The organism is Paenibacillus lutrae, assembly GCF_009757775.1.
Classification (GTDB): domain Bacteria; phylum Bacillota; class Bacilli; order Paenibacillales; family NBRC-103111; genus Paenibacillus_F; species Paenibacillus_F lutrae.
The window spans coordinates 190,955-211,045 of sequence record NZ_RHLK01000006.1; the positions used below are offsets into that span (position 1 = coordinate 190,955).

Below are 20,091 nucleotides of genomic sequence, written 5' to 3' on the forward strand. Positions count from 1 at the left end.
AAGATTCGGAATCCATGGAAGAGAAGGCATGTTATGTATTCCGGCAGTTCCACTCCTAGGTTGATCCGAATTCTGATCCACTATCCATTCCCAGTATAAGAGCCTGCTTCCAGCAGGCTCTTATCATGTTAGATCCTGCCTCCGGAATATGTCCGCGCTTCCATGCTATCCCGATGTCATAACGCACGTTACCTCCGGGAAATCAGCTTTTTCTCCAAATAAACGACAGCCTGGTACATAACCGTAGCTACCAGCGCAATAACAACCAGGCTTGCCATCACCAGTGTGAAGTTGAACACTTGGAAGCCGTAGACAATCAAGTACCCCAGTCCCATTTTAGAAACAAGAAACTCACCGACTATGACGCCTACCCATGCAAGCCCCACATTCGCTTTTAAAGTAGCCACAATGGTAGGAAAAGATGCCGGCAGGATGACGTGACGGAACACCTCGCTCCGGGTTCCTCCGAAGATCCGCACGACTTTAACATAGTTGTCATCGACCTCACGGAAACTTCCATACACGACAAGGGTCGTAATGATGACCGTTACAGACAGTGTTGTAGCGACAATGGACAGGATACCCGGACCGAAACCCACGATAAACAGAGGTCCCAAAGCCACTTTGGGCATCGAGTTCAGCACCACAATGTAGGGGTCGAGGACACGTGACAGAAAAGGCGACCACCAGAGAAGCATAGCCAGAGCCGTACCGCACAGCGTCCCTAGAATGAATCCGACTACCGTTTCCACTACCGTATAGCCCATGTGCGGGAAAATAGAACCATCCGCGATTTTCGTGCCCAGCAGAACAAACACCTTGCTCGGATAGCTGAACAACAGAACGTCAATCCATTTCAAGCGTCCAGCAACTTCCCATAGTCCCAGGCTGGCAATCAAAATGATCAGCTGTGTCACTCGGACATTCACCGCCACTTTGCGCTTGCGAACCAAATGGGCCGTATGAATCCTCTCCGGCAGATTATTCCCGCCTGCGGCATTCTCAGGCAGATCCTGCAAATTTGCGTTCCTCATCTTCCTGCCTCTTCCCCCTTTCCGCCCATAAGCTCGAATTCCCGCCATATATCGCGAAACAATTCGTGGAACCCCGGTATTTCCCTCGCCTGGAGCGGCAAGGTCCGCCGGATTTCTTCCGGAATCACTATTTCCCGCCGGATACGCCCCGGCCTGGGCTCCAGCAGAATAATCCGGTCACTCATCGCGATGGCTTCCGTAATATCATGGGTTACGAGAATGGCGGTTTTGTCTCGATCATGGAGTGTCTGAATGACGAGATCTTCCAACTGCAGCTTGGTCTGGTAGTCAAGAGCGGAGAAGGGTTCGTCCAGCAGCAGAAGTTCCGGTTCGGTGGCAAGCGTGCGGACCAGGGCGACACGCTGCCTCATCCCGCCGGACAGCTGGGATGGCCGGTACGTCCGGTACCGGGATAACCCCATCTCCTCCAGCAGATGAGCCACATAAGCCTCCGTCTCCATATTAAGGCGGCCTAGCAGTTGAAGTCCGATGATGCTGTTATCATAAATGGTCCGCCACGGGAACAAATAGTCCTGCTGCAGCATATAGCCAACTTCCGGTGTCGGAGATGTAATCGACTTCCCGTTGATCCGCACCTCTCCTTGAGTCGGTTGGATAAGGCCGGCGATAATGGACAGCAAGGTGGTTTTGCCGCAGCCGCTCGGACCGAGCAGACTCACGAATTCACCCGGATGAACCGTTAATTGAACATCCTCGAGCGCCATATTCGCCTGATCATCGGACACATACACGTGGGACATTCCGCTGATCTGTACCGTAGCCTCCATGTTCATTCCTCCTTTGCGGCAAGGCATCCTGCAGAATAGAAACAGGGATTTCCCGCCTTTACAGAAAACCCTGTCAGTTTCTTGAAGCCCTGTTCGTTCTCTGTACCAACTGCAGGATTGCATCCGCACTTATTTCACCGTGCTTTTCGCTTTCTCGGCGAACGTATTATCCACCAGCTTGTTCCACTGCGCTCTCTGCTTCAATTCACCCGCCTGAGTCATGATATCCTGCAAGTTGTTCCATTCCTGTTCATCAATGACGGGATCCGTGGCGTAGGAGCCCTGCTCTTTATAGCGCTTTATTACACTTCTCACAATCTCGATATCTGTATCTTCAAAATACGGAAGGACTGCATCTGCAATCTCGTTAACACTCTTCTGATCCACCCATAGCTGAGCACGCTGAACGGCGTTCGTAAACTTCTGCACCGCATTAGGGTTCTGCTTTATGAAGCTTTGCTTTGCCATAAACACCGTATAAGGCAGTTTCCCGCTTTCCACTCCGAAAGACGCCATTACGCGGCCTCTGCCTTCTTTTTCAAAAACAGATGCTTGCGGTTCAAAGAGCTGTACATATTCACCCGTACCGGATGAAAAGGCGGAAGCGATGTTGGCAAAATCAATGTTCTGAATCAAATTCAAATCCCGATGAGGATCGATTCCATTCTTACGGAGTGTGAACTCTCCCGCCATCTGCGGCATTCCGCCTTTTCGCTGACCGAGGAAAGTGCTGCCCTTCAGCAATTCCCATTTAAAATCAGGATTCGGCTCACGCGAAACGAGGAAAGTTCCGTCTGTCTGGGTCATCTGCGCAAAATTGACGACAGGATCATCACTTCCCTGCTGATACACGTAAATGGAGGTTTCGGAACCGACGAGGCCTACATCAATACCGCCTGACAGGAGCGCGGTCATCGTTTTGTCTCCCCCGGCCGTTGTTATCAGTTCAATTTCCAGTCCCTCGTCCTTAAAAAAACCTTGAGAAAGCGCGACATACTGCGGCGCATAAAAGATGGAACGCGTAACTTCACCGACCCGGATTGTACTGACTTCTTCCTGTTTCGAGCAGCCCGGCAGAATCAATCCCGCCAACAGCAACGCCGACAGCAGGAGGAAGACGATAGATCTTCGTTTCATGGCGTCTCCTCCAATTCATTCCTACTTACTGTCAACATATGCGAATGAGAATTCGTTGGTTAATAAACGAACACTCCGTCAATAAAAAAACACTTTTAGGAGGAATTCTCGAAATTTAAACCCTAGACTGCCGCTATTTGTTTGGAAAATAAAAATCCCTGCTTAACCAGAACCGTTAAAGGTCTGGTCAAGCAGGGATCCGGAGGGAAGATACTCTGTCTATTCAGAATCCATATCTATTCATAGGGTCTGACTTACTGCAGCAGGATTCAACCTGCCTTAGCTCAAACCGTATAACGGTTTGTACTTGTCTTTCAAATAATCGACCAGATACTGAGGATTGAGATCCTCGCCGGTCACACGGCGTATAATTTCGTTTGGTGTCTGAGATTTGCCGTATTTATAAATATGCTCGGACAAGAATTCCTTGATAGGGGCGAAATCCCCTTTTGCCAGAAGCTCATCGAACTGAGGAATTTCTTGGCGAAGCGTATGTGCGAATTGCGCCGCATACATGTTGCCAAGGGCATAGGATGGGAAGTAACCGAACGACCCTCCTGCCCAGTGAACATCCTGAAGGACGCCTTCTGCGTCATTGTCCGGCTCTACCCCCAAGTATTCACGATACTTGGCATTCCAGACTTGCGGCAGATCCGCCACAGTGAATTCTCCGCTTAACAGGCCTTTTTCAATTTCATACCGAATCATGATATGCAGGTTATAGGTCAGTTCATCCGCTTCGATTCGTACTAGAGAAGGCTCGGTGTGGTTGACCGCCCTGTAGAAAGCATCTTCCGACACATCGTCCAGCTGCCCCGGGAACGTACGCTGCAAGTCGCCGTAATAGCGGGACCAGAACTCACGGCTGCGCCCCACCATGTTCTCCCAGAAACGGGACTGTGACTCGTGTATCCCCATTGAAGTTCCCGTGCATAAATTCGTCCCGATCAGATCCGGGGAAATATTCTGCTCATACAGCGCGTGGCCGCATTCATGGATCGTCCCGAACAGAGCGCTCGTCGCATCCTCCGGAAGATAACGGGTCGTGATGCGTACATCGCCGGGATTGAGTCCGGTCGCGAAAGGATGAACCGTCTCATCCAGGCGCCCTGCCTCGAAATCATATCCGAGTTCCTTCAATATAAAGAGGCTGAACTGCTTCTGCTTAGCGGCATCGAATTTTTGGCGCAGGAAAGAACGATCCGGCTTCTCCGCCTTTTGAATCTCTGCCAGAAGCGGAACAACTTCTTGACGAAGAGCGCTGAACACTTCATCCAATTTCTCAACCGTCATTCCGGGTTCGTACATATCCAGAAGCGTGTTGTATTTGTGCCCTTCGTAACCCCAAAGTTCGACAAATTTCAAATTTGTATTTACGATTTTTTCCAGGTAAGGCTGGAACATAGCAAAATCAGACGTTTCCTTCGCTTCTTCCCACTTGCTTTCGGCTTGAGAAGTCAGAACCACGTATTCCTGGTACATCGCAGGCGGAATTTTCTTGCTGCGGTCGTATTCTTTCTTGGCTTCGCCTACGATGCGCTGATTCGTTTCATCCAATTGCTGTTGGTGGTCCGGTTCAGTAAAGTAATCGAGATATTCGCCCATCTCATCGGAAACAGATAGTTTGAAAGCCTCGGTAGAGAGTTCTCCAATCACTTCGGAACGCTCATTCATGCCTTTCTTAGGCGCCCCCGTGCGTAAATCCCAATATATAAGGCCGACTGCCTCTTCATAATGTTTGATTTTACGTATGTATTTACGGAATTCATCCAGTTTGCCCTGATAATCGGTTTGGCTCATGGTGGATTCTCCTTTCGTAACTAATAAGTTCCTTTAATCATACTTTCTAGGCGCGGGATAATCAAATTCATCAGATTGTGGTACAATCAGAAGAGGAGGGATCAGTGTATGTATCTTCATTTTAGCGAGTCAGCGATCCAGGAGATCAACCGGCGTATCCCGCCTAATGCGATCATCAGGCTTGTATGGGATATCGAAGGCTGTGGTTGCGCTCTTAGCGGAGTTGCCGCTCTTCATGCGCAGAATACGCGGACGCCTGACGATGTGGATGCCGAGAGCAACGCGTTCACCGTTCAGTACGACCCTCGCAAAGAAGTGTTTTTTGAAGACAGAATGACGGTAGACTTCCAGCCCAGCCGCGGCTCCTTCATTCTGAAAAGCAGCCAGCAGACTTATAACGCCGCTATGCAGTTGGTCAGCTACTGCGCCTAGAACTACCGCTGAATGACCTATTTATTAAAGATGAGACGAATCGGAGGATGGAATATGAGTTTGGTATCTGAAATCATGACGTATAATGAATCATTTGTACAAGACAAACAGTACGAGAAATTTGTAACCACCAAATTTCCCGATAAACGGATGGTTATTCTAACCTGTATGGATACCCGCCTTGTAGAGCTTTTACCTAAAGCGATGAATTTGCGCAATGGGGACTCCAAAATCATTAAGAATGCAGGGGCGCTCGTCTCCCACCCGTTCGGCAGTATTATGCGCAGCATTATTGTAGCCGTGTACGAACTGGACGCAGATGAAATCCTGGTCATCGGGCACCGCGATTGCGGCATGACCGGTCTGAACTCCGCGAATGTACTCCGCAAAGCACAAGAAAGAGGCGTCAAGCCCGAGGTGCTGGATACGCTCAAAAATTCCGGCATCAAACTGGATAATTGGCTGACCGGCTTCGATCATGTGGATGAAGCGGTAATCGGAAGCGTCAATATTATCCGGAACCACCCTCTGCTGCCCAAGAACCTCCCTGTACACGGACTCGTGATGAATCCGCACACAGGCAAACTCGATCTTCTTGAAGAAGGCTATGAAGTGACCAATAAAAATTCTGTCGGGCTCGAGGAATTTCCTTTCATCTAATCCTCACGCTCGGTGGATATAAATCCAACAGACCCCGGACACCCTATAGAAAAAGACATGAAGATATAAAATCCCCATGCCTTATTCTATCGGGTATTTGTGGTCTTTAGGCCCCCCAGTTTCTTATAACTGACCCCTACGATAACTAAACCTGCCAAGTACACTACGGCAAAGCCTGATGTCATCCAAAGCGCTGTAAGTGTTCCCCAATCGTCCATTACATACCCGATCAAGGCCGGGAATACTGCACCGCCTAACCCCGCCAGCCCTGTAATCAGACTCGTAACGAGCCTTGCCATGCCAGGGAAAGTATGATTCGCATACACCATTGTGATGGAGTAAACACCCGACAGGAATAAGCCCAGCAGGACAATCAGCGCATACCCTGCCCAAATATTACGCAGCAGAATAAAGGCAGCCAGCACGACAAAACTTCCGGACAACGAAGCGAACAAGAACTTACTGTAGGTAACTTTGCGGATAATCCATCCGGTTACCAGACGCCCCAGCACCATGGCGGCCCAGAAAATACCGATGCTGAGCGAAGCATACGCAGGAACCGCTTCGAGATAAGTGATGAAGATAGACGATAGGAAATTGTTCATCGTGCCTTCAATGCCGCAGTACACGAAAATCATAAATCCGAACAGCGTAAGCAGCAGCACTTTGGTGCGAGGCGTCATATTCTCGGGCGGAGCCAGATTAGCTGCATCTTGAGGCGCAGCATGATCCACATCCGACAAGGAGTACGAAATCACACTCCATACAACAGCCATAAGGAGAGCCGTCACTCCTGTGAGCAGAAAAACAAACCGCCACTCGCCCAACGAAATCAGCAAGCTTGAGAGCAGGGGCATAATTAAGGCCCCGAGGCCGAAAGAAACTTCCAGGTAGCTCATAACGACCGCCCTGCGGCCGACAAAGACTTCCATCATTAGCGTGGCGACTACAATTTCCACGGAAGCAGCCCCCAGAGAGTTCAGGAAGTTCAGCACAATTAGAGCGGGAAATGGCGGTAAGGACCACATGCCTACTTGTGCCAGCGCGATAACTACGCAGGCCAGTAATAAGATCCGTTTTTCGCTAAAACGGCTGAGCAAAAACGACGAAATAGGAACGCCGAGCAGGAATCCGATCGCTCCCCAGAAGACGAGCTGCCCTCCCATCGTGTAGGAAACTCCATAATGCGTTAGAATTTGCGGGAGAACAGAGCCGATCGTCGTAATAACAAGGCCTGCCAGAAAATACATGACATATGATGCTTGAGCAAAACGTTTCAAAAGCGGACTCACTCCTAGTTTCGGTAGTATCGGGTTATAGGTGCACCTCCCTATGCTAGTAGAGAATGCGCGAGAATACAATTGTTAATTGAATTGCTATTTTACCATTTAAATTACTGCTGCACGGTTCAAATCTCCAAAAAATATTCATATATAATCAAGCTGCAAACCCTCATCCCTGTAATAAACCTGAGGAGCTGCTTGCCGTACTATAAGCCGGGTAATGCCCGGCACGCCAAGTCAGCTGACTTGGGAGAATCTAACCTAGAGGTCATTCACAGCCTATCTTTGAATGACTTTAAACTGACGCTAACCTTACCTATGGGTGTCTCAATAACCATCTTCCCCTCTCCGCAACTTCCTGCTCTCAAGCTGCCGGGCACGTTCACGAATAACATCGCTTCGATCTCTAAGCTTATGCTTATCCAGCAGATGCTTGTCAGACAAGTCACTTGATTTTCCCCACTCCAGTCCCCTTTCCTGACATTCCGTCTGACTGGCCTTTAGAAGTTTCAGGTTACGAATCGGTAGATTCAGATCTATGTAAGAGAATCCGCCCGATTCTACTTCATGCAGTCTTTGTCCAATCAAAGCCTGTAACAATTCCGGATCTAATCCAAGCTTGTCTACCGGCATTTGTTCCAAATAATCTAGAGAGCTCCTTAGCATCTTCGCTGCGCCTGCCAGGTTCCCTCTTCGCTGATGATACAGACCCACGGCAAGCTGAATTAAGCCTACATAGGCGTCGGCCAGCGGGTGTGCGCCCGCTTCTTTCCAATATTCTTCCAAAACTTCGTGGCATTCAAAAAAATCCCGGTCCCCGTGAAAATGGATCAAAAAATCGATATAAGCTTGCGGATACTGTTCCAAATCCGGCCCTCCCCGACAGCGTTTTATTTATTTTAACAAGTTTCGAAAAAAAATTGAAACCATGCTGCTTCTTATACGTATAGCATATACGCAGACAATAACTTTGTCGCACACACATTAAAGGGGGAAGCTTACATTGAAGAAATTGTTACTGCTAGTTATGGCCTGCATGCTCACCTTCACGATGACACTGCCGGGTACAGTTGAAGCTAAGAAATCTTACAGCTCGACTAAAAAATCTTATACACCTTCGGCGCCGAAAAGTAATTCTACGAATAACTCCGTAAATAAATCGGATGCCAATACATCTTCGACGAACAAAGCGAACACGACAGCAGCAACGAAGAAACCCGGCTTTTTCAGCGGCGGTCTGATGAAAGGTCTACTGATCGGCGGTATCGCCGGCATGCTGTTCGGCGGTCTGTTCGGCGGCATGGGCATGCTGGGCAACATCCTTGGTTTGATGGTTAACCTGCTTGCTATTCTTGTACTCGTTATGGTAATCCGCCGTATCGTTGTTTACTTCATGGACAAGCGCAAAGCCAACAAGCTCAAAGAGAAGCATAACCTGACATGAAGCTAAACGAACAGGAAATCACGAACGCGTTATGCCTGAATATGGCGCAGCGCAAACAGTTAAATCCCTCACAGGTAGAAGTAGTTCTCATGTGGGACGAAGATCTCGGCTTTTCCGCCGAAGTGTTTGCTGAAGGACGCAACCAGATCCTGATTGAAGCGAATATCCATGAAGCGCTCATGCAGTTCCTGGCGCAGCAGCAAATCCGCGTTTTCCGCGAACAGATTCGCTTAGAGCTTGAAGATGAAATCGTGGCTTATATTTCGGAATAATGATTTAATACCAGAAACCTCCTCGGGATTACTCCTAGGGAGGTTTTTTTTGCGTGGCATGCGGCATCTGTAGAACTTGATTATCCTTGCGCTAAGCGATGAATGGTCCTGTAAACGGCTAGCTGCACGATCCCTGGATCAACTTCGGTAAGAACGATTTGATACCGCCAAACTGCCCGCAAACCGCTGTTTTGCTTCTTTTTGCCTGTAAAGCGCAACTAAACAGAGGTTCCTTGCGTCCAATAGTAGGAAGATTGATAGAAAGAGGCGTGATAGATGAAAGCAATGCGTTGGATACTAACAGGAGCCATCGTCGTCAGTCTTGTTACCCCGCTTGGAGCACAAGCAGCAGACAAAACTACCAAATACCGCGTATATCAGAACAACAAAATCCTGGTTGAAATGTCCGACTATGAACAAGCCAAGGCTTATGCCCAGCAATATAAAAATTCATATGTCGAAGATATTTCCTCCCGCAACTGGCTGTGGAACAACTTCCCCCGCTATCAGGTTTTTCAGTATGATGCGACCCTGCCCGAATGGACTTTCTCTACGCTGGAGGCTGCAATTACTGAAGCGAGGCGCTGGGGCCATGCCAGTGTCCGGGATTTGCAAAGCGGCGGCTGGGCTTGGAATAACTACCCCAAATACCGGGTCTATCAAGGAGATAACACTCTGAGTGGATGGGAGTTCCTTACTTTCGACGAGGCTAAGAACGAAGCCCGCAAATGGCGCCATTCTCATATCCTGGATCTCAATTCGAATACTTGGATCTGGGACAACATCAGTGACGCCGATAAGAAACAGATGCGCGCCGGTAAAGGAATCTATCAAGTCTATCAAGGGACAACGACCGATAATTCCTGGAATTTCGCTTACCTGGAAGACGCTGTTGCCAAAGCCGTACAGCTCAAAGGCTCTTCTATTGTCCGCGCCTCCGATAACAAAGTCATTTACCAGAACGAAATTCGTTACAAGGTCTACCAGAATGATGTGTTTCTGAGCGAGTTCGTCTCTCTCGCCGATGCACAAGCTTATGCCGCACGCTGGGCTCATAGCGAAATCTCACTCGATGGCAAAATCATCTGGAGCAATTATCCTTACTATCAGGTATTGCAGAATAATTCCCTTATCGGGGATTTTAATACCATTCCTAAAGCGCTTGAATATGCCAAAAATTACTCCAATACAACGATCCGTACCCTGGACCGTAAAGTGATCTGGGATAACCTGCGCAAGCTTCAATATTGGGGTTGGACAGGCTCCTCCGCTGCCGCCACTGTGCAGGCCCAGGCTGCGGCGACTACAGGACTCGATGTCGTATCTCCAACCTACTTCCAGCTGATGGATGCGACAGGCAAAGTCGACGACAAATCCGACGCGGCAACCGTGGAATTATTGAAGAAGCAGGGCTTCACCGTCTATCCGCTCATCAACAACCAGTTTAATGCACAGCTTACAACCGCATTTCTGGCCGATCAAGGTGCCGTAGACCGATTCATCAAGCAGATTGTCGACAAGGCGGCGCAGCTCAAAGTGGACGGCCTTAACCTGGATTTTGAAAGTCTGGACGGCAAGGACCGAGAACGCTTCAGTGCTTTTGTCAAAAAATTCGCAGATGCTGCCCGTCAGAAGAAACTGAACGTCTCCATTGATCTGCCCCGCGGCAGCATCAAATGGAATGCCAAAACGGCGTTTGACCACGAGAAGCTCGCTTCTTACGTAGACTACGTCGTCATTATGGCCTACGACCAACACTATAAAGGCAGCACAGAACCCGGTTCCGTATCCGGACTTCCTTGGGCCGAGCAGGGCGTCATTGAATTCCTGAGCTATGGAATACCAAGAGATAAGCTCATCATGGGAATCCCGTACTACGTCCGGGATTGGACGCTCGATGCCGCAGGCAAGCTCGTGGCGAACAAAACCGTCCTGCTTAAAGATATTCCCAAACTGATGACGGAGAAGAAAGCCGTCAAAACATGGGACAATGAATTTAAGCAGTACCGCGTTGAGTACACCGAGAACGGCCAGAAGCACGTATTCTGGCTGGAAGACCATGACACCGTCAAACAGAGACTTGGGATCGCGCACAAGTATGACCTCGCTGGTGTCGCAGCTTGGAGGCTCGGGTACGATACCCCCGAGCTGTGGAACATGATGCTGCAGGAGAAGTAGCAGCATCACGGGATAGACAGGGGCCCCTTGAGCCGCCCTGTCGTGTAAGTGAAAGGTGACGATTCTGATTGCTGGAATCGTCACCTTTTTTGTGTAAGGATAAGCGTTATGATGATGCACAGCTCAGCCAGTACCTCCCTTTATTCGCCCAGCTGACAAGTTTACCCGGATTTACCGTCACTTGAAGGAAACCGTACAGCAGCATCACATTGCGTATAAGGACACTTAATTCACCGCTGTCGGCCACCCACGACAATCCCAAACCGAAGACAAGCAAAGTCCAGAAACCATAAAGAGAACTTGAAATCGTACGGGTCCCTATTCTTATTCCTCTAAGACGCAACCATTTATGTAAGCAACTAAATTGCCTAGTTGGGGGAGGCAACTCCCTCAACTAGGATATGCTTACAAGCGGACATTTTACGATTAACCTTCATCTAATGAAGATCTTTTTTATCAGGTTTCAGAATTGATATTGGGCAATCTCTTTCTATTTACTAGCTATTAAATCTAGCACCCTTCCCCCCACTCCCCTAACCCCACCTGCAAAAAGACTGCCCCTTAAAAGGGCAGCCAGCTCCAAACTATCCTATACAGCTTGTTAAACATAAACTTTCATCCCACTAATCAAGAGAAATCTCAATCACCTTATTGTATTTTTTCAAATAGTGCATGCCTTCAACTAGTAAATATTCCGGGACAGCGGTTGTGTCAAACAGCAAGGTGCGTTCCTCCATGGTTTTGCCATCTGCTTGATTAACGTAGCCTTTATTTTTTGATGCTTTTAAAGGTGTTGTTCCCGCTCGTGTTACGACAGATAGTCCGTCCAGCCTCATGTCCACTTCTGTGGCTATTTTTATTTCGACTCCCTGCGCAGTTGTTGAGACTTGTTTCACCCTTAGTTCCTTATCTTTGAGAATAAATGATATTTCACCCGTTGAAGCCAGAGGTACTTTCTCTTCTAGCTGCTGATAGCCGACAAATTCATCTAAGACGATTTGGAGTGAATCCAGTTGTCTGGGCAAGGTCTCAAAGCGAATGTGAAATTCTCTTATATCAGCCAAAGGCTCACTTGTACCATGGATAAGTCCACTCCGAGTTTCCGTTGCTTTTACCGGACTCCCATTAGCTATTAATTGTATTCCTCCTAACGCATTACCAATTTTATAGAGATTGTCGACATCTAAGGTTCCTGTGATTTCCGTCATGATTGGTGTAGCTGTGATCGAGTTGAATGTAACCGTACCCTTGTCGACTGCAATCTTCTTGTTGATGGACTGCTCGATATGAGTCGGCAAAGCTCTATTGGGATTATAAGGGAATGTAATGGATCTTTCTTTTCTTTCACCGTTCTGACGGGTTTCCCAGAAGTGCAGCGTTAATTCTTTTGCAAAAGGGCTCACGCTATCAAAATTCATGGTACCTTTAATCTCGGTATGGTTGTCATTGATGTCGGACACGCCGCCTCTTGAACTTGAATTCGTTAAATACCCCCTTAATCTGTTGGGAGTAAAAAAGCTGACTGTATCGTTGCTCAGCCCATTGGGATTGGTAAATGTATAATACAGGTTCAATTGATTGGCATCGGATATTACTCCGTTAATCGTCATCTCTGTACCGTCTGCTAAACTCATTTTTTTGTCAACTCTTTGGCCCATGCCTTCCTCGTTGAATTGTTTCAGATCTCCATGAATGAATTTATCAAATCCAAAAATTTGTTTGCCGTAATAAGCAAAGGCATTGTAATTGTTGCCGGCTATAACTAGTACCAATAGTACAACGGCTGCGGTTTTCCAGAATGTTGGAATTCGTTTCACCCTTCCGGGAGCAGCCTTATCTAGAGCACTTCTTAATCTTGTTTCCAGCTCTTCTGGCGCTGTAATGGATTCTAAGAGTTTTTTCTCATCAGCTAGTCGTTTCTCGACGTTATCCATCAACTCTCCCCCTTATAATAATCTCTTAGTTTCTTCAATCCTTGAAAAACTCTTGATTTCACGGTTCCAATCGATACGTTCGTCATATCAGCTATGGTTTGGTAGTCAAGATCGTGCAGATATTTAAGCTGGATCGCTTCTTTTTGATGCTGATTAATGTGGATGAATAAGGCCTGGATGTCCATCTGCTGATCACTGCTTATGTAAGGGTCCTTGGTCATAGCCTGTCCCGCTTCTCTTTCATCCGTTCTTTGCAAATCGTCAAGCAATACAACTTTTTTGCGCTTCTGAAGCAAGCTTTTGCAGCTATTCACCAAGATCGTCCTGCTCCAGCTGTAAAAAGCTTCTTCGTTCTTTAGCTGATCGATTTTTTCGTAGAGTCTTACGATCATGTCCTCCATGGCATCCATAGCATCGTGGGTATTTCCCATGTAAGTGTAAGCAAGTTTATAGTAAGCATCTTTTTCAGACAGAATGAGCTGAAGTAACGCTTCTTTATTCCCCCTCTTAGCTTTTTTGACCAACTGAGCAACCTTCATGTCTTCACCTCTCTCCTCTATAAGAGGAAAAATCGCAGTAAAAAGTTCATTTTCCGTTAAAAGCTCTATTTCAAAAGAAGTGTGATCGTCAAATTTACTAAATCCATAAATGAATAAGCTATGCACACACGGTAATACATGTTATTATTTTACATATTTGGTGACTATAAAATTAGTGAGGAGTTATCTAGTTTAGGCGTAACAATACTATTCTCAAAAAAAGAGAGGAATAAGACAAATGAAAAAAATCGGATATGTTGCCTTGGCATCCGCATTGGTATTTGGCTTCAGCAGTGCGGTATGGAGTCCGGCTGCATCAGCGGCAGAGACAGTTACAACGATTCAGCCGATCAATTTGGCTGTAGGCGGAACGGTAACGGCAAGTGGAGAGAACGGAGTTGCTGAAGGGAAGAATAAGGCGTTCGACCAGTATGTTTTTTCCAAATGGTTAACATTCGACACTCCGGCATGGCTGCAATATGAATTTACTACCGCGAAGATTGTGAACTCATACTCCATTACTACTGCTGAAGATGCACCGGATAGAGACCCGAAGAACTGGGTGCTCAAAGGGTCTATTAACGGAATCGATTGGGATGTTCTGGACACTCAGCAGAATCAGTTCGCGGGTGCTACCAGACACCTGAAAAAAACGTATTCATTCACCAATACGACTGCTTACAAATTTATCAAATTCGAGAATATCACCAACCAGCTAGGAAACAATCAGCTTCTTCAGCTATCCGAGATTGGTTTATACGGCCCTGATGTACAGACGTTCAAAACCATTAAACCTACGGTTACGGCTAGCGGAGAAAATGCGCCAACGGATGTGAAGGCGAATCTCGTAGACGGAACAAGTACGACCAAGTGGCTGACCTACAGTAATACGGCCTGGCTGCAGTTCGACTTCGGCGAACAGGTAACCATTGACGGTTACGCTCTTACATCGGCCAAATCGAATAACAATACTGCCGATGCCGATCCCAAGAACTGGGTTCTGCAGGGCTCCAATAATGGCACATCCTGGACCAATTTGGACACGCAAAGTAATCAGAACTTCAGCCTGCGGCATCAGCGTAAACATTACTTATTGAATGCGAATACAACCGCTTATCAATACTATAGACTCAATAACATACAAAATCATAGCGGCTACACTACGCAATTGAGTGAAGTGGAGTTCTCACGTACGAATGATATGTGGCATACGGAGAACCCGATTATTGAAATTCAAAATCTTGCGGGTTACGCTCCTTTCAATCAAGCGCTTCCTGATGCCCAGAGAGATATTCTGGCGATCTTGCGTAAAGTAAATGAAATACTGTATAAGAGTCCAGAAGATATGCCGGTCCGAGTGAAGAAAATTGTGGTCCAGATTGAAGACGTACCTGGTGCAGCGTGGATTTCCGGTGACAATGAGGTGAAGACACTGGGAATCAGCTCCCAGCATCTCGCCTACTTCGCTGCTAATACCAGTTCTCTGCGCGACGAAATTATCGGCATGCTTTATCACGAACTCGGCCATGCTTATCAATACAGCAACTTCGATGTGGAAGCCGTAGCGGACAGCTTGCGTTTTGCTGCCGGTTACCACAATCGTTACGGTATAAGCCCCGGCGGAGCTTGGTATAATACCGGCACCGCGAACTTCATCCGCTGGATTGAAGATACGAAGTACCGCGGTTTTATTCGTGCCTTGAATGCGACGAGCAGTCCCTACGGGCTGGATGCCAATCAATTTCAAGCATGGAAAGAAAGCCGATTCTTATCAATTACCGGAATCGACGTGAATACGCTCTGGAATCAATATCAGCAATCACTAACTAGCAATTAATAGTGGTCTATTAACCTGAGAAGAGGAGCCGGTTATCGGCTCCTCTTCTATTATTATGAAACTAATTTTTTGTATAAACAATTGGCGTTGCTTGGTCACTTAACGACCTCATAACGAAGTCTCGTCGAACCACTCGTTTCGTAGAGCTGTGTACCAATGAGCTTGAGGTCCTTATTTGCCGTCATACAATCCAGGTATCTTTTGCCGCTCCCGAGAATGACAGGGTGGATAATCATATTGATTGCATCCACGAAACCTGCGTTTAGTAGACTCTGCACAAGGCCGGCACTTCCCGGAACGATGATCTTACCTTCAATCTCTCTCTTAACCGCAGGTACACGTTCGTTCAAGTCACCAGCCAGCAGTGAAATTGTGTCGCCGTAGTCCCCCCACTGCGCTTCCGTTACCGGGATTGCGCGTAGCCACATACTTGGGAGTCTTGTTCATGACTTCGGCAAACTCTCCCTCCTGGAATGGCCTATAGGTCGCAACGCCTTCGTAATTAACCCGCCCCATCAAAATGGCATCTGCTTGCTGGAACATAATCAGATTATCGGTGGTTGAGTCAATAATTCCGGGCATTGCCCAGCCCGCTATATTATTCTCATCGCCTAGCTTGCCTGTATAGATTCCATCCAACGTACGCTAACCGACGCAATAATTTTACCCATCTAATCTCCCCGATTCTTTGTTAAAGTTCATTCAAATTAGCCGCAAACTTATCTAACGACTGGTTCATCCCCAAGATGGCGTTTTTCATCATCTCTCCGGCAGACCATCCATATTCCGTAATCTTAAGCTCAGTTCGTTCCCCCTTGGCGATGAATTCAATAACAAACTCGATATTCCGGGGAAAATCCGACGGGACGCCTACTTGAACCGGATCAATGGCGTTACCCTCTCGGTCGGATAAGTATGAGTTAAATTCAAGCCGCTCCGTCGGCACAATTCTCTTATACACGCCCGCCGAGTACGACTCCATGCCGCCGTGTGTATCCGGAGCGCGCATGCAAAACACGTATTTACCGCCTTCGCGTAAATCGATCTCGCATCGGGGTGAGGTATAGTTAGTCGGCCCTTGAGCTTTAAGAAGTATGTTGAAAAATGTAAAATATTAATATACAATTACTTTACACATATGTAAATATGTGTAATTACGAATGCTGGCCAGCTTCGAAATTATGGAGGTTTTAAATTGAAAAAAATTATATCGGTAGTTCTTGTCGTTTCGCTTTTTTTAAGCATGACTGTAGTCGCAAGCGCCTCGTCTTCTAGTATAGAACATGGACAAATAATAACCATTGATAGTTATAAAGATTTCTTAAAACAAAAGGGAAAGAATGATCCTTTAGCTTTAGACATCTTGAAGAAGTTCGAGGCATTAGGGAAAGAAAAGCAGAAAGATTTTATCAATGTACTCAATAATCCCGAGTTATCCCAATCCCTAAAACCTGAAAATAAAAAATATTCGATAAATGGAGTTTCCGTAGAAAACTATGTCCAGCCTAATTTGGTTTTAAGTAAAATAAGAACAGTCCAGTGGGGACAAAGAATCTTGGGAATTGACACTACTATGTTTTACTTGACAGTTGACTTCGAATATGCTGGTAAAAATGCCTCTGTTAGTGTATTTAGGGATGCATATGGAAGTCACAAAAATTATAATCCTGGTATTATTATTTCTGAAAACGGAGCTCCGACAAAGAATATAACAACTGACGGGTATGCGTATGCTCATCAGTCCTGGACAGCTAAATATTTAGCTGCAGGTGGTTTTGCATCAACAACAGAGCACATTTATGTTAAAGCAAATGGTTACTATGGCTACACTAAATTTGAAACAACAAGATCTTCTGGTCCGAGCCCAGGCATGGGTGCTTGGTATCAATTCTATAATGAACCGTTAATTGAAGCATAAAACTCCAATTCTAATTCATTCATAAGCAGTCAACGCGTGCCGGTATTCAACGGGTGCGCGTTGCTTTAATTTTGTCTAAAATCATTCTTCACCCATTCCTAGAATTTGGGTTGAAATCTTAATGCAGCCATCTTTCCCCTTTAAATAAGTCTTTACCACTTGCCTTTTATACTCTTCTCCAAAGGTTTGAAATCTGCCCTTTTTTGGCCATAGCAATATCCCCTCCAAGTTCCTCAATCCAAATAGTACCGGGCGGACTTTTTTGCGGTGTCTACTAGAAGGGGATAATACCAATTTGCTAATTCTCTAACGACCTTTAACGTTATCGTTTTTATTGGTTACAATAGCAATTGTTGCTATGGGGCCAATTATTAGAGAGATAATAAACCAGAAAGTTTTGTTCATGTTTTTAATTTCCGCAAAACCAATATTAATAAATGCAAGTGTAATCCATAATATCAACTTATACCAATCGATCTCCATTGATACACCTCTCTTTATACCTTTTTCCTTATTTTAACATATTTTGATTTTGTCGTCGATTTCATGCTGACCAGTCAAATTTTATTTAGCTATCATCTTTCTTTATCAAGCTACAATCCACGCACCCATACAGAGTGCGACGAGAAAGTACGGGTCGAGAAAAATATCGCGTGGCTATTTCAATCCACGCACCCATACAGGGTGCGACGTGATTGACCTTTATGATAAAGGGCTTGTCATTATTTAATTTCATTCCACGCACCCATGCAGGGTGCGACTCAGAAACTATCCAGTAATGACCGTTATGCCGGATATTTCAATCCACGCACCCATACAGGGTGCGACCAAAAAGATTGGTAAAGATTTTATGCATATTAAATTTCAATCCACGCACCCATACAGGGTGCGACGTCCTTTACAACCGATGATGGCACAACGCTCATATTTCAATCCACGCACCCATACAGGGTGCGACGTTATCCTGGGCCTCTGGTTCTTTGTCATCCGCAAATTTCAATCCACGCACCCATACAGGGTGCGACCGAGTTAGCGGAAAAGAATCCCTCCGGTGCCTTGATTTCAATCCACGCACCCATACAGGGTGCGACAATCCCGGTCGCCATCGTAAATGTGTAGGCGCCGAATTTCAATCCACGCACCCATACAGGGTGCGACCACGGATTTGTACCTGTATTGGCGGCAATGAGTCCGGATTTCAATCCACGCACCCATACAGGGTGCGACATGCGGATTTGGATTTGGATGCTAATGACATCGAATTTCAATCCACGCACCCATACAGGGTGCGACATCTTAAGCATCCAAAGACAGAGAACTCAAAGAATTTCAATCCACGCACCCATACAGGGTGCGACGTCTTGTATTTCACCGTAATTGATTCAGACACCTATTTCAATCCACGCACCCATACAGGGTGCGACTGTACTTTAGGTAAACCATTCAACTGTGCCATATATTTCAATCCACGCACCCATACAGGGTGCGACTATGGTGGTAGTGTGGACATGGTCCCGATCAGACCGATTTCAATCCACGCACCCATACAGGGTGCGACGAGCAAATACAGCTAGAGCCGTGGAGGTATCCTATTTCAATCCACGCACCCATACAGGGTGCGACGATGATCAAAACAACATCGTCCATCAGTTAATTATATTTCAATCCACGCACCCATACAGGGTGCGACTACAACAAAGGCGATCTTTACGACCGTAACAAAAATTTCAATCCACGCACCCATACAGGGTGCGACTTGTTGCACAGTACAAGGCATGTTCTGAGCTTTGTATTTCAATCCACGCACCCATACAGGGTGCGACGTTGTTGAACAACGTCATAGCCCGGTCAACAAAATTTCAATCCACGCACCCATACAGGGTGCGACAAGCATTGAGACCTAGAATGAACATGCGGAGATATTTCAATCCACGCACCCATACAGGGTGCGACTGAGGGACATACCTGATGGCGATCCCTAGCAAGATATTTCAATCCACGCACCCATACAGGGTGCGACCCGATCGAGGATACCAACACTGATCCGCCGGAACCGATTTCAATCCACGCACCCATACAGGGTGCGACTCACGGGTAAGGTGAGGCTATGATTCGGGTAACTATTTCAATCCACGCACCCATACAGGGTGCGACTTAATCTTAATGTCCGGATGAGGGATATAATACTATTTCAATCCACGCACCCATACAGGGTGCGACCCATGTTTTATAACCAACTTCTCCGTATGTGGGATATTTCAATCCACGCACCCATACAGGGTGCGACTCCATGAAGCCGATCCTTATGGTAATAACGACCTTTAATTTCAATCCACGCACCCATACAGGGTGCGACTCCGTTTTTCAAGCAAAAACATCTCAGAAAACGGCTTTCCAGCTAGTAATCATAACAAAATAATTTAATAACACTCTAATACAGCTAATTTTAGTTTACTTTTTTTGTAAATTTTTCATCAAAAAGTATTATTAATGGTGCGAATCCCCCAGGGAAATCATGTTTGCTAGACATTCGCACTACATAATTAAAGGCCCTTCCAAGTCCAAGGATTCTTTTATGCCGACGTGCTCTACCTTATTTCTATAATTATTGCCCAGCTGATAAAACCTCAGACTGTCTTTTTCTGGGTCAATAACTTCGATCAATTTCAATTTGAGAACGGCAAACTGCGTGGAATCAACGATGCATTCGAATACAGAATGCTGTACCCGCTGACCATAATTTTGGCATATTTTTGATACTTTGCGCAACCTCCGCTGTCCCGAGCCGCTGGTCGTGCTTACATCATACGTAATTAGAACAAGCATAAGCTGCAC

General features: G+C 46.5%; 19 protein-coding genes and 1 CRISPR repeat array. Of the genes, 7 read left to right on the forward strand and 12 right to left on the reverse strand.

The window, feature by feature from the left end; translation table 11 throughout:
* Positions 1 to 188 precede the first annotated feature (188 nt).
* The 4 genes from EDM21_RS13055 to EDM21_RS13070 all read right to left on the reverse strand — a co-directional run bounded on the left by EDM21_RS13055 (position 189) and on the right by EDM21_RS13070 (position 4,759).
* Positions 189 to 1,034 (reverse strand): ABC transporter permease, encoded by an 846-nt coding sequence (locus EDM21_RS13055; RefSeq protein WP_157336107.1) that lies wholly within the window; start codon positions 1,032 to 1,034, stop codon positions 189 to 191.
* Positions 1,031 to 1,822, reverse strand: coding sequence for an ABC transporter ATP-binding protein (locus tag EDM21_RS13060; protein WP_201280792.1), 792 nt, complete (start codon positions 1,820 to 1,822; stop codon positions 1,031 to 1,033). The genes EDM21_RS13055 and EDM21_RS13060 overlap by 4 nt, the downstream gene beginning before the upstream one ends.
* A gap of 129 nt (positions 1,823 to 1,951) precedes the next feature.
* The gene (locus tag EDM21_RS13065) at positions 1,952 to 2,959 is read right to left on the reverse strand and encodes an ABC transporter substrate-binding protein (protein WP_157336111.1); all 1,008 of its coding nucleotides are present in this window, start codon (positions 2,957 to 2,959) and stop codon (positions 1,952 to 1,954) included.
* A gap of 279 nt (positions 2,960 to 3,238) precedes the next feature.
* Positions 3,239 to 4,759 (reverse strand): carboxypeptidase M32, encoded by a 1,521-nt coding sequence (locus tag EDM21_RS13070; protein ID WP_157336113.1) that lies wholly within the window; start codon positions 4,757 to 4,759, stop codon positions 3,239 to 3,241.
* Between the two features lie 108 nt (positions 4,760 to 4,867).
* Here EDM21_RS13070 and EDM21_RS13075 point away from each other — a divergent pair, with 108 nt between their 5' ends.
* Positions 4,868 to 5,191 carry an iron-sulfur cluster biosynthesis family protein gene (locus tag EDM21_RS13075; RefSeq protein ID WP_157336115.1) on the forward strand — a complete coding sequence of 108 codons (324 nt, stop codon included), beginning with the start codon at positions 4,868 to 4,870 and terminating at the stop codon, positions 5,189 to 5,191.
* Positions 5,192 to 5,245: 54 nt separating this feature from the next.
* On the forward strand, positions 5,246 to 5,851 hold the full coding sequence (locus EDM21_RS13080) for a beta-class carbonic anhydrase (RefSeq protein ID WP_157336117.1): 606 nt from the start codon (positions 5,246 to 5,248) through the stop codon (positions 5,849 to 5,851).
* A gap of 86 nt (positions 5,852 to 5,937) precedes the next feature.
* On the opposite strand, the gene EDM21_RS13085 is transcribed toward EDM21_RS13080, so the two are convergent.
* Both EDM21_RS13085 and EDM21_RS13090 read right to left on the reverse strand, forming a co-directional pair.
* Positions 5,938 to 7,131, reverse strand: a complete 1,194-nt coding sequence (locus EDM21_RS13085) for an MFS transporter (RefSeq protein ID WP_157336119.1) — start codon at positions 7,129 to 7,131, stop codon at positions 5,938 to 5,940.
* Between the two features lie 330 nt (positions 7,132 to 7,461).
* Entirely contained in the window at positions 7,462 to 8,001 is a 540-nt protein-coding gene (locus tag EDM21_RS13090) for a DUF309 domain-containing protein (protein WP_157336122.1), read from the reverse strand.
* A 136-nt stretch (positions 8,002 to 8,137) separates the two neighbouring features.
* On the opposite strand from EDM21_RS13090, the gene EDM21_RS13095 reads away from it, so the two are divergent.
* The 3 genes from EDM21_RS13095 (at position 8,138) to EDM21_RS13105 (ending at position 11,028) form a co-directional block, all read left to right on the forward strand.
* Positions 8,138 to 8,578, forward strand: coding sequence for a hypothetical protein (locus EDM21_RS13095; RefSeq protein ID WP_172798844.1), 441 nt, complete (start codon positions 8,138 to 8,140; stop codon positions 8,576 to 8,578).
* Positions 8,575 to 8,850, forward strand: a complete 276-nt coding sequence (locus tag EDM21_RS13100; RefSeq protein ID WP_068775570.1) for a DUF2653 family protein — start codon at positions 8,575 to 8,577, stop codon at positions 8,848 to 8,850. The genes EDM21_RS13095 and EDM21_RS13100 overlap by 4 nt, the downstream gene beginning before the upstream one ends.
* Positions 8,851 to 9,126: 276 nt before the next feature.
* On the forward strand, positions 9,127 to 11,028 hold the full coding sequence (locus EDM21_RS13105) for a glycosyl hydrolase family 18 protein (protein WP_157336124.1): 1,902 nt from the start codon (positions 9,127 to 9,129) through the stop codon (positions 11,026 to 11,028).
* A gap of 623 nt (positions 11,029 to 11,651) precedes the next feature.
* Here EDM21_RS13105 and EDM21_RS13110 read toward each other — a convergent pair.
* Both EDM21_RS13110 and EDM21_RS13115 read right to left on the reverse strand, forming a co-directional pair.
* Positions 11,652 to 12,962 carry a DUF4179 domain-containing protein gene (locus tag EDM21_RS13110; protein WP_157336126.1) on the reverse strand — a complete coding sequence of 437 codons (1,311 nt, stop codon included), beginning with the start codon at positions 12,960 to 12,962 and terminating at the stop codon, positions 11,652 to 11,654.
* Positions 12,962 to 13,501: a sigma-70 family RNA polymerase sigma factor gene (locus EDM21_RS13115; protein ID WP_157336129.1), complete on the reverse strand. Its 540-nt coding sequence runs from the start codon at positions 13,499 to 13,501 to the stop codon at positions 12,962 to 12,964. Before EDM21_RS13115 ends, EDM21_RS13110 begins: the two co-directional genes overlap by 1 nt.
* Positions 13,502 to 13,739: 238 nt before the next feature.
* Between EDM21_RS13115 and EDM21_RS13120 the strand changes: the two genes are divergently transcribed.
* A complete protein-coding gene (locus EDM21_RS13120; RefSeq protein ID WP_157336131.1) occupies positions 13,740 to 15,338 on the forward strand; it encodes a basic secretory protein-like protein in 1,599 nt (532 codons plus the stop codon).
* 95 nt (positions 15,339 to 15,433) lie between these two features.
* Here the strand turns inward: EDM21_RS13120 and EDM21_RS13125 are convergent, their stop codons facing one another.
* Positions 15,434 to 15,766, reverse strand: coding sequence for a dihydrofolate reductase family protein (locus tag EDM21_RS13125; RefSeq protein ID WP_157336133.1), 333 nt, complete (start codon positions 15,764 to 15,766; stop codon positions 15,434 to 15,436).
* A 263-nt stretch (positions 15,767 to 16,029) separates the two neighbouring features.
* Complete coding sequence (locus EDM21_RS13130; RefSeq protein ID WP_166541991.1) at positions 16,030 to 16,434, reverse strand: SRPBCC domain-containing protein; 405 nt, start codon at positions 16,432 to 16,434, stop codon at positions 16,030 to 16,032.
* 99 nt (positions 16,435 to 16,533) lie between these two features.
* Between EDM21_RS13130 and EDM21_RS13135 the strand changes: the two genes are divergently transcribed.
* A complete protein-coding gene (locus EDM21_RS13135; RefSeq protein ID WP_157336135.1) occupies positions 16,534 to 17,256 on the forward strand; it encodes a hypothetical protein in 723 nt (240 codons plus the stop codon).
* A gap of 306 nt (positions 17,257 to 17,562) precedes the next feature.
* On the opposite strand, the gene EDM21_RS24590 is transcribed toward EDM21_RS13135, so the two are convergent.
* On the reverse strand, positions 17,563 to 17,739 hold the full coding sequence (locus EDM21_RS24590; protein WP_166541984.1) for a hypothetical protein: 177 nt from the start codon (positions 17,737 to 17,739) through the stop codon (positions 17,563 to 17,565).
* A 109-nt stretch (positions 17,740 to 17,848) separates the two neighbouring features.
* Positions 17,849 to 19,612: direct repeats of the CRISPR family, unit length 32 nt; unit sequence ATTTCAATCCACGCACCCATACAGGGTGCGAC.
* Positions 19,613 to 19,791: 179 nt separating this feature from the next.
* Positions 19,792 to 20,082 carry a CRISPR-associated endonuclease Cas2 gene (cas2, locus tag EDM21_RS13140; protein ID WP_157336137.1) on the reverse strand — a complete coding sequence of 97 codons (291 nt, stop codon included), beginning with the start codon at positions 20,080 to 20,082 and terminating at the stop codon, positions 19,792 to 19,794.
* Positions 20,083 to 20,091: the final 9 nt, after the last annotated feature.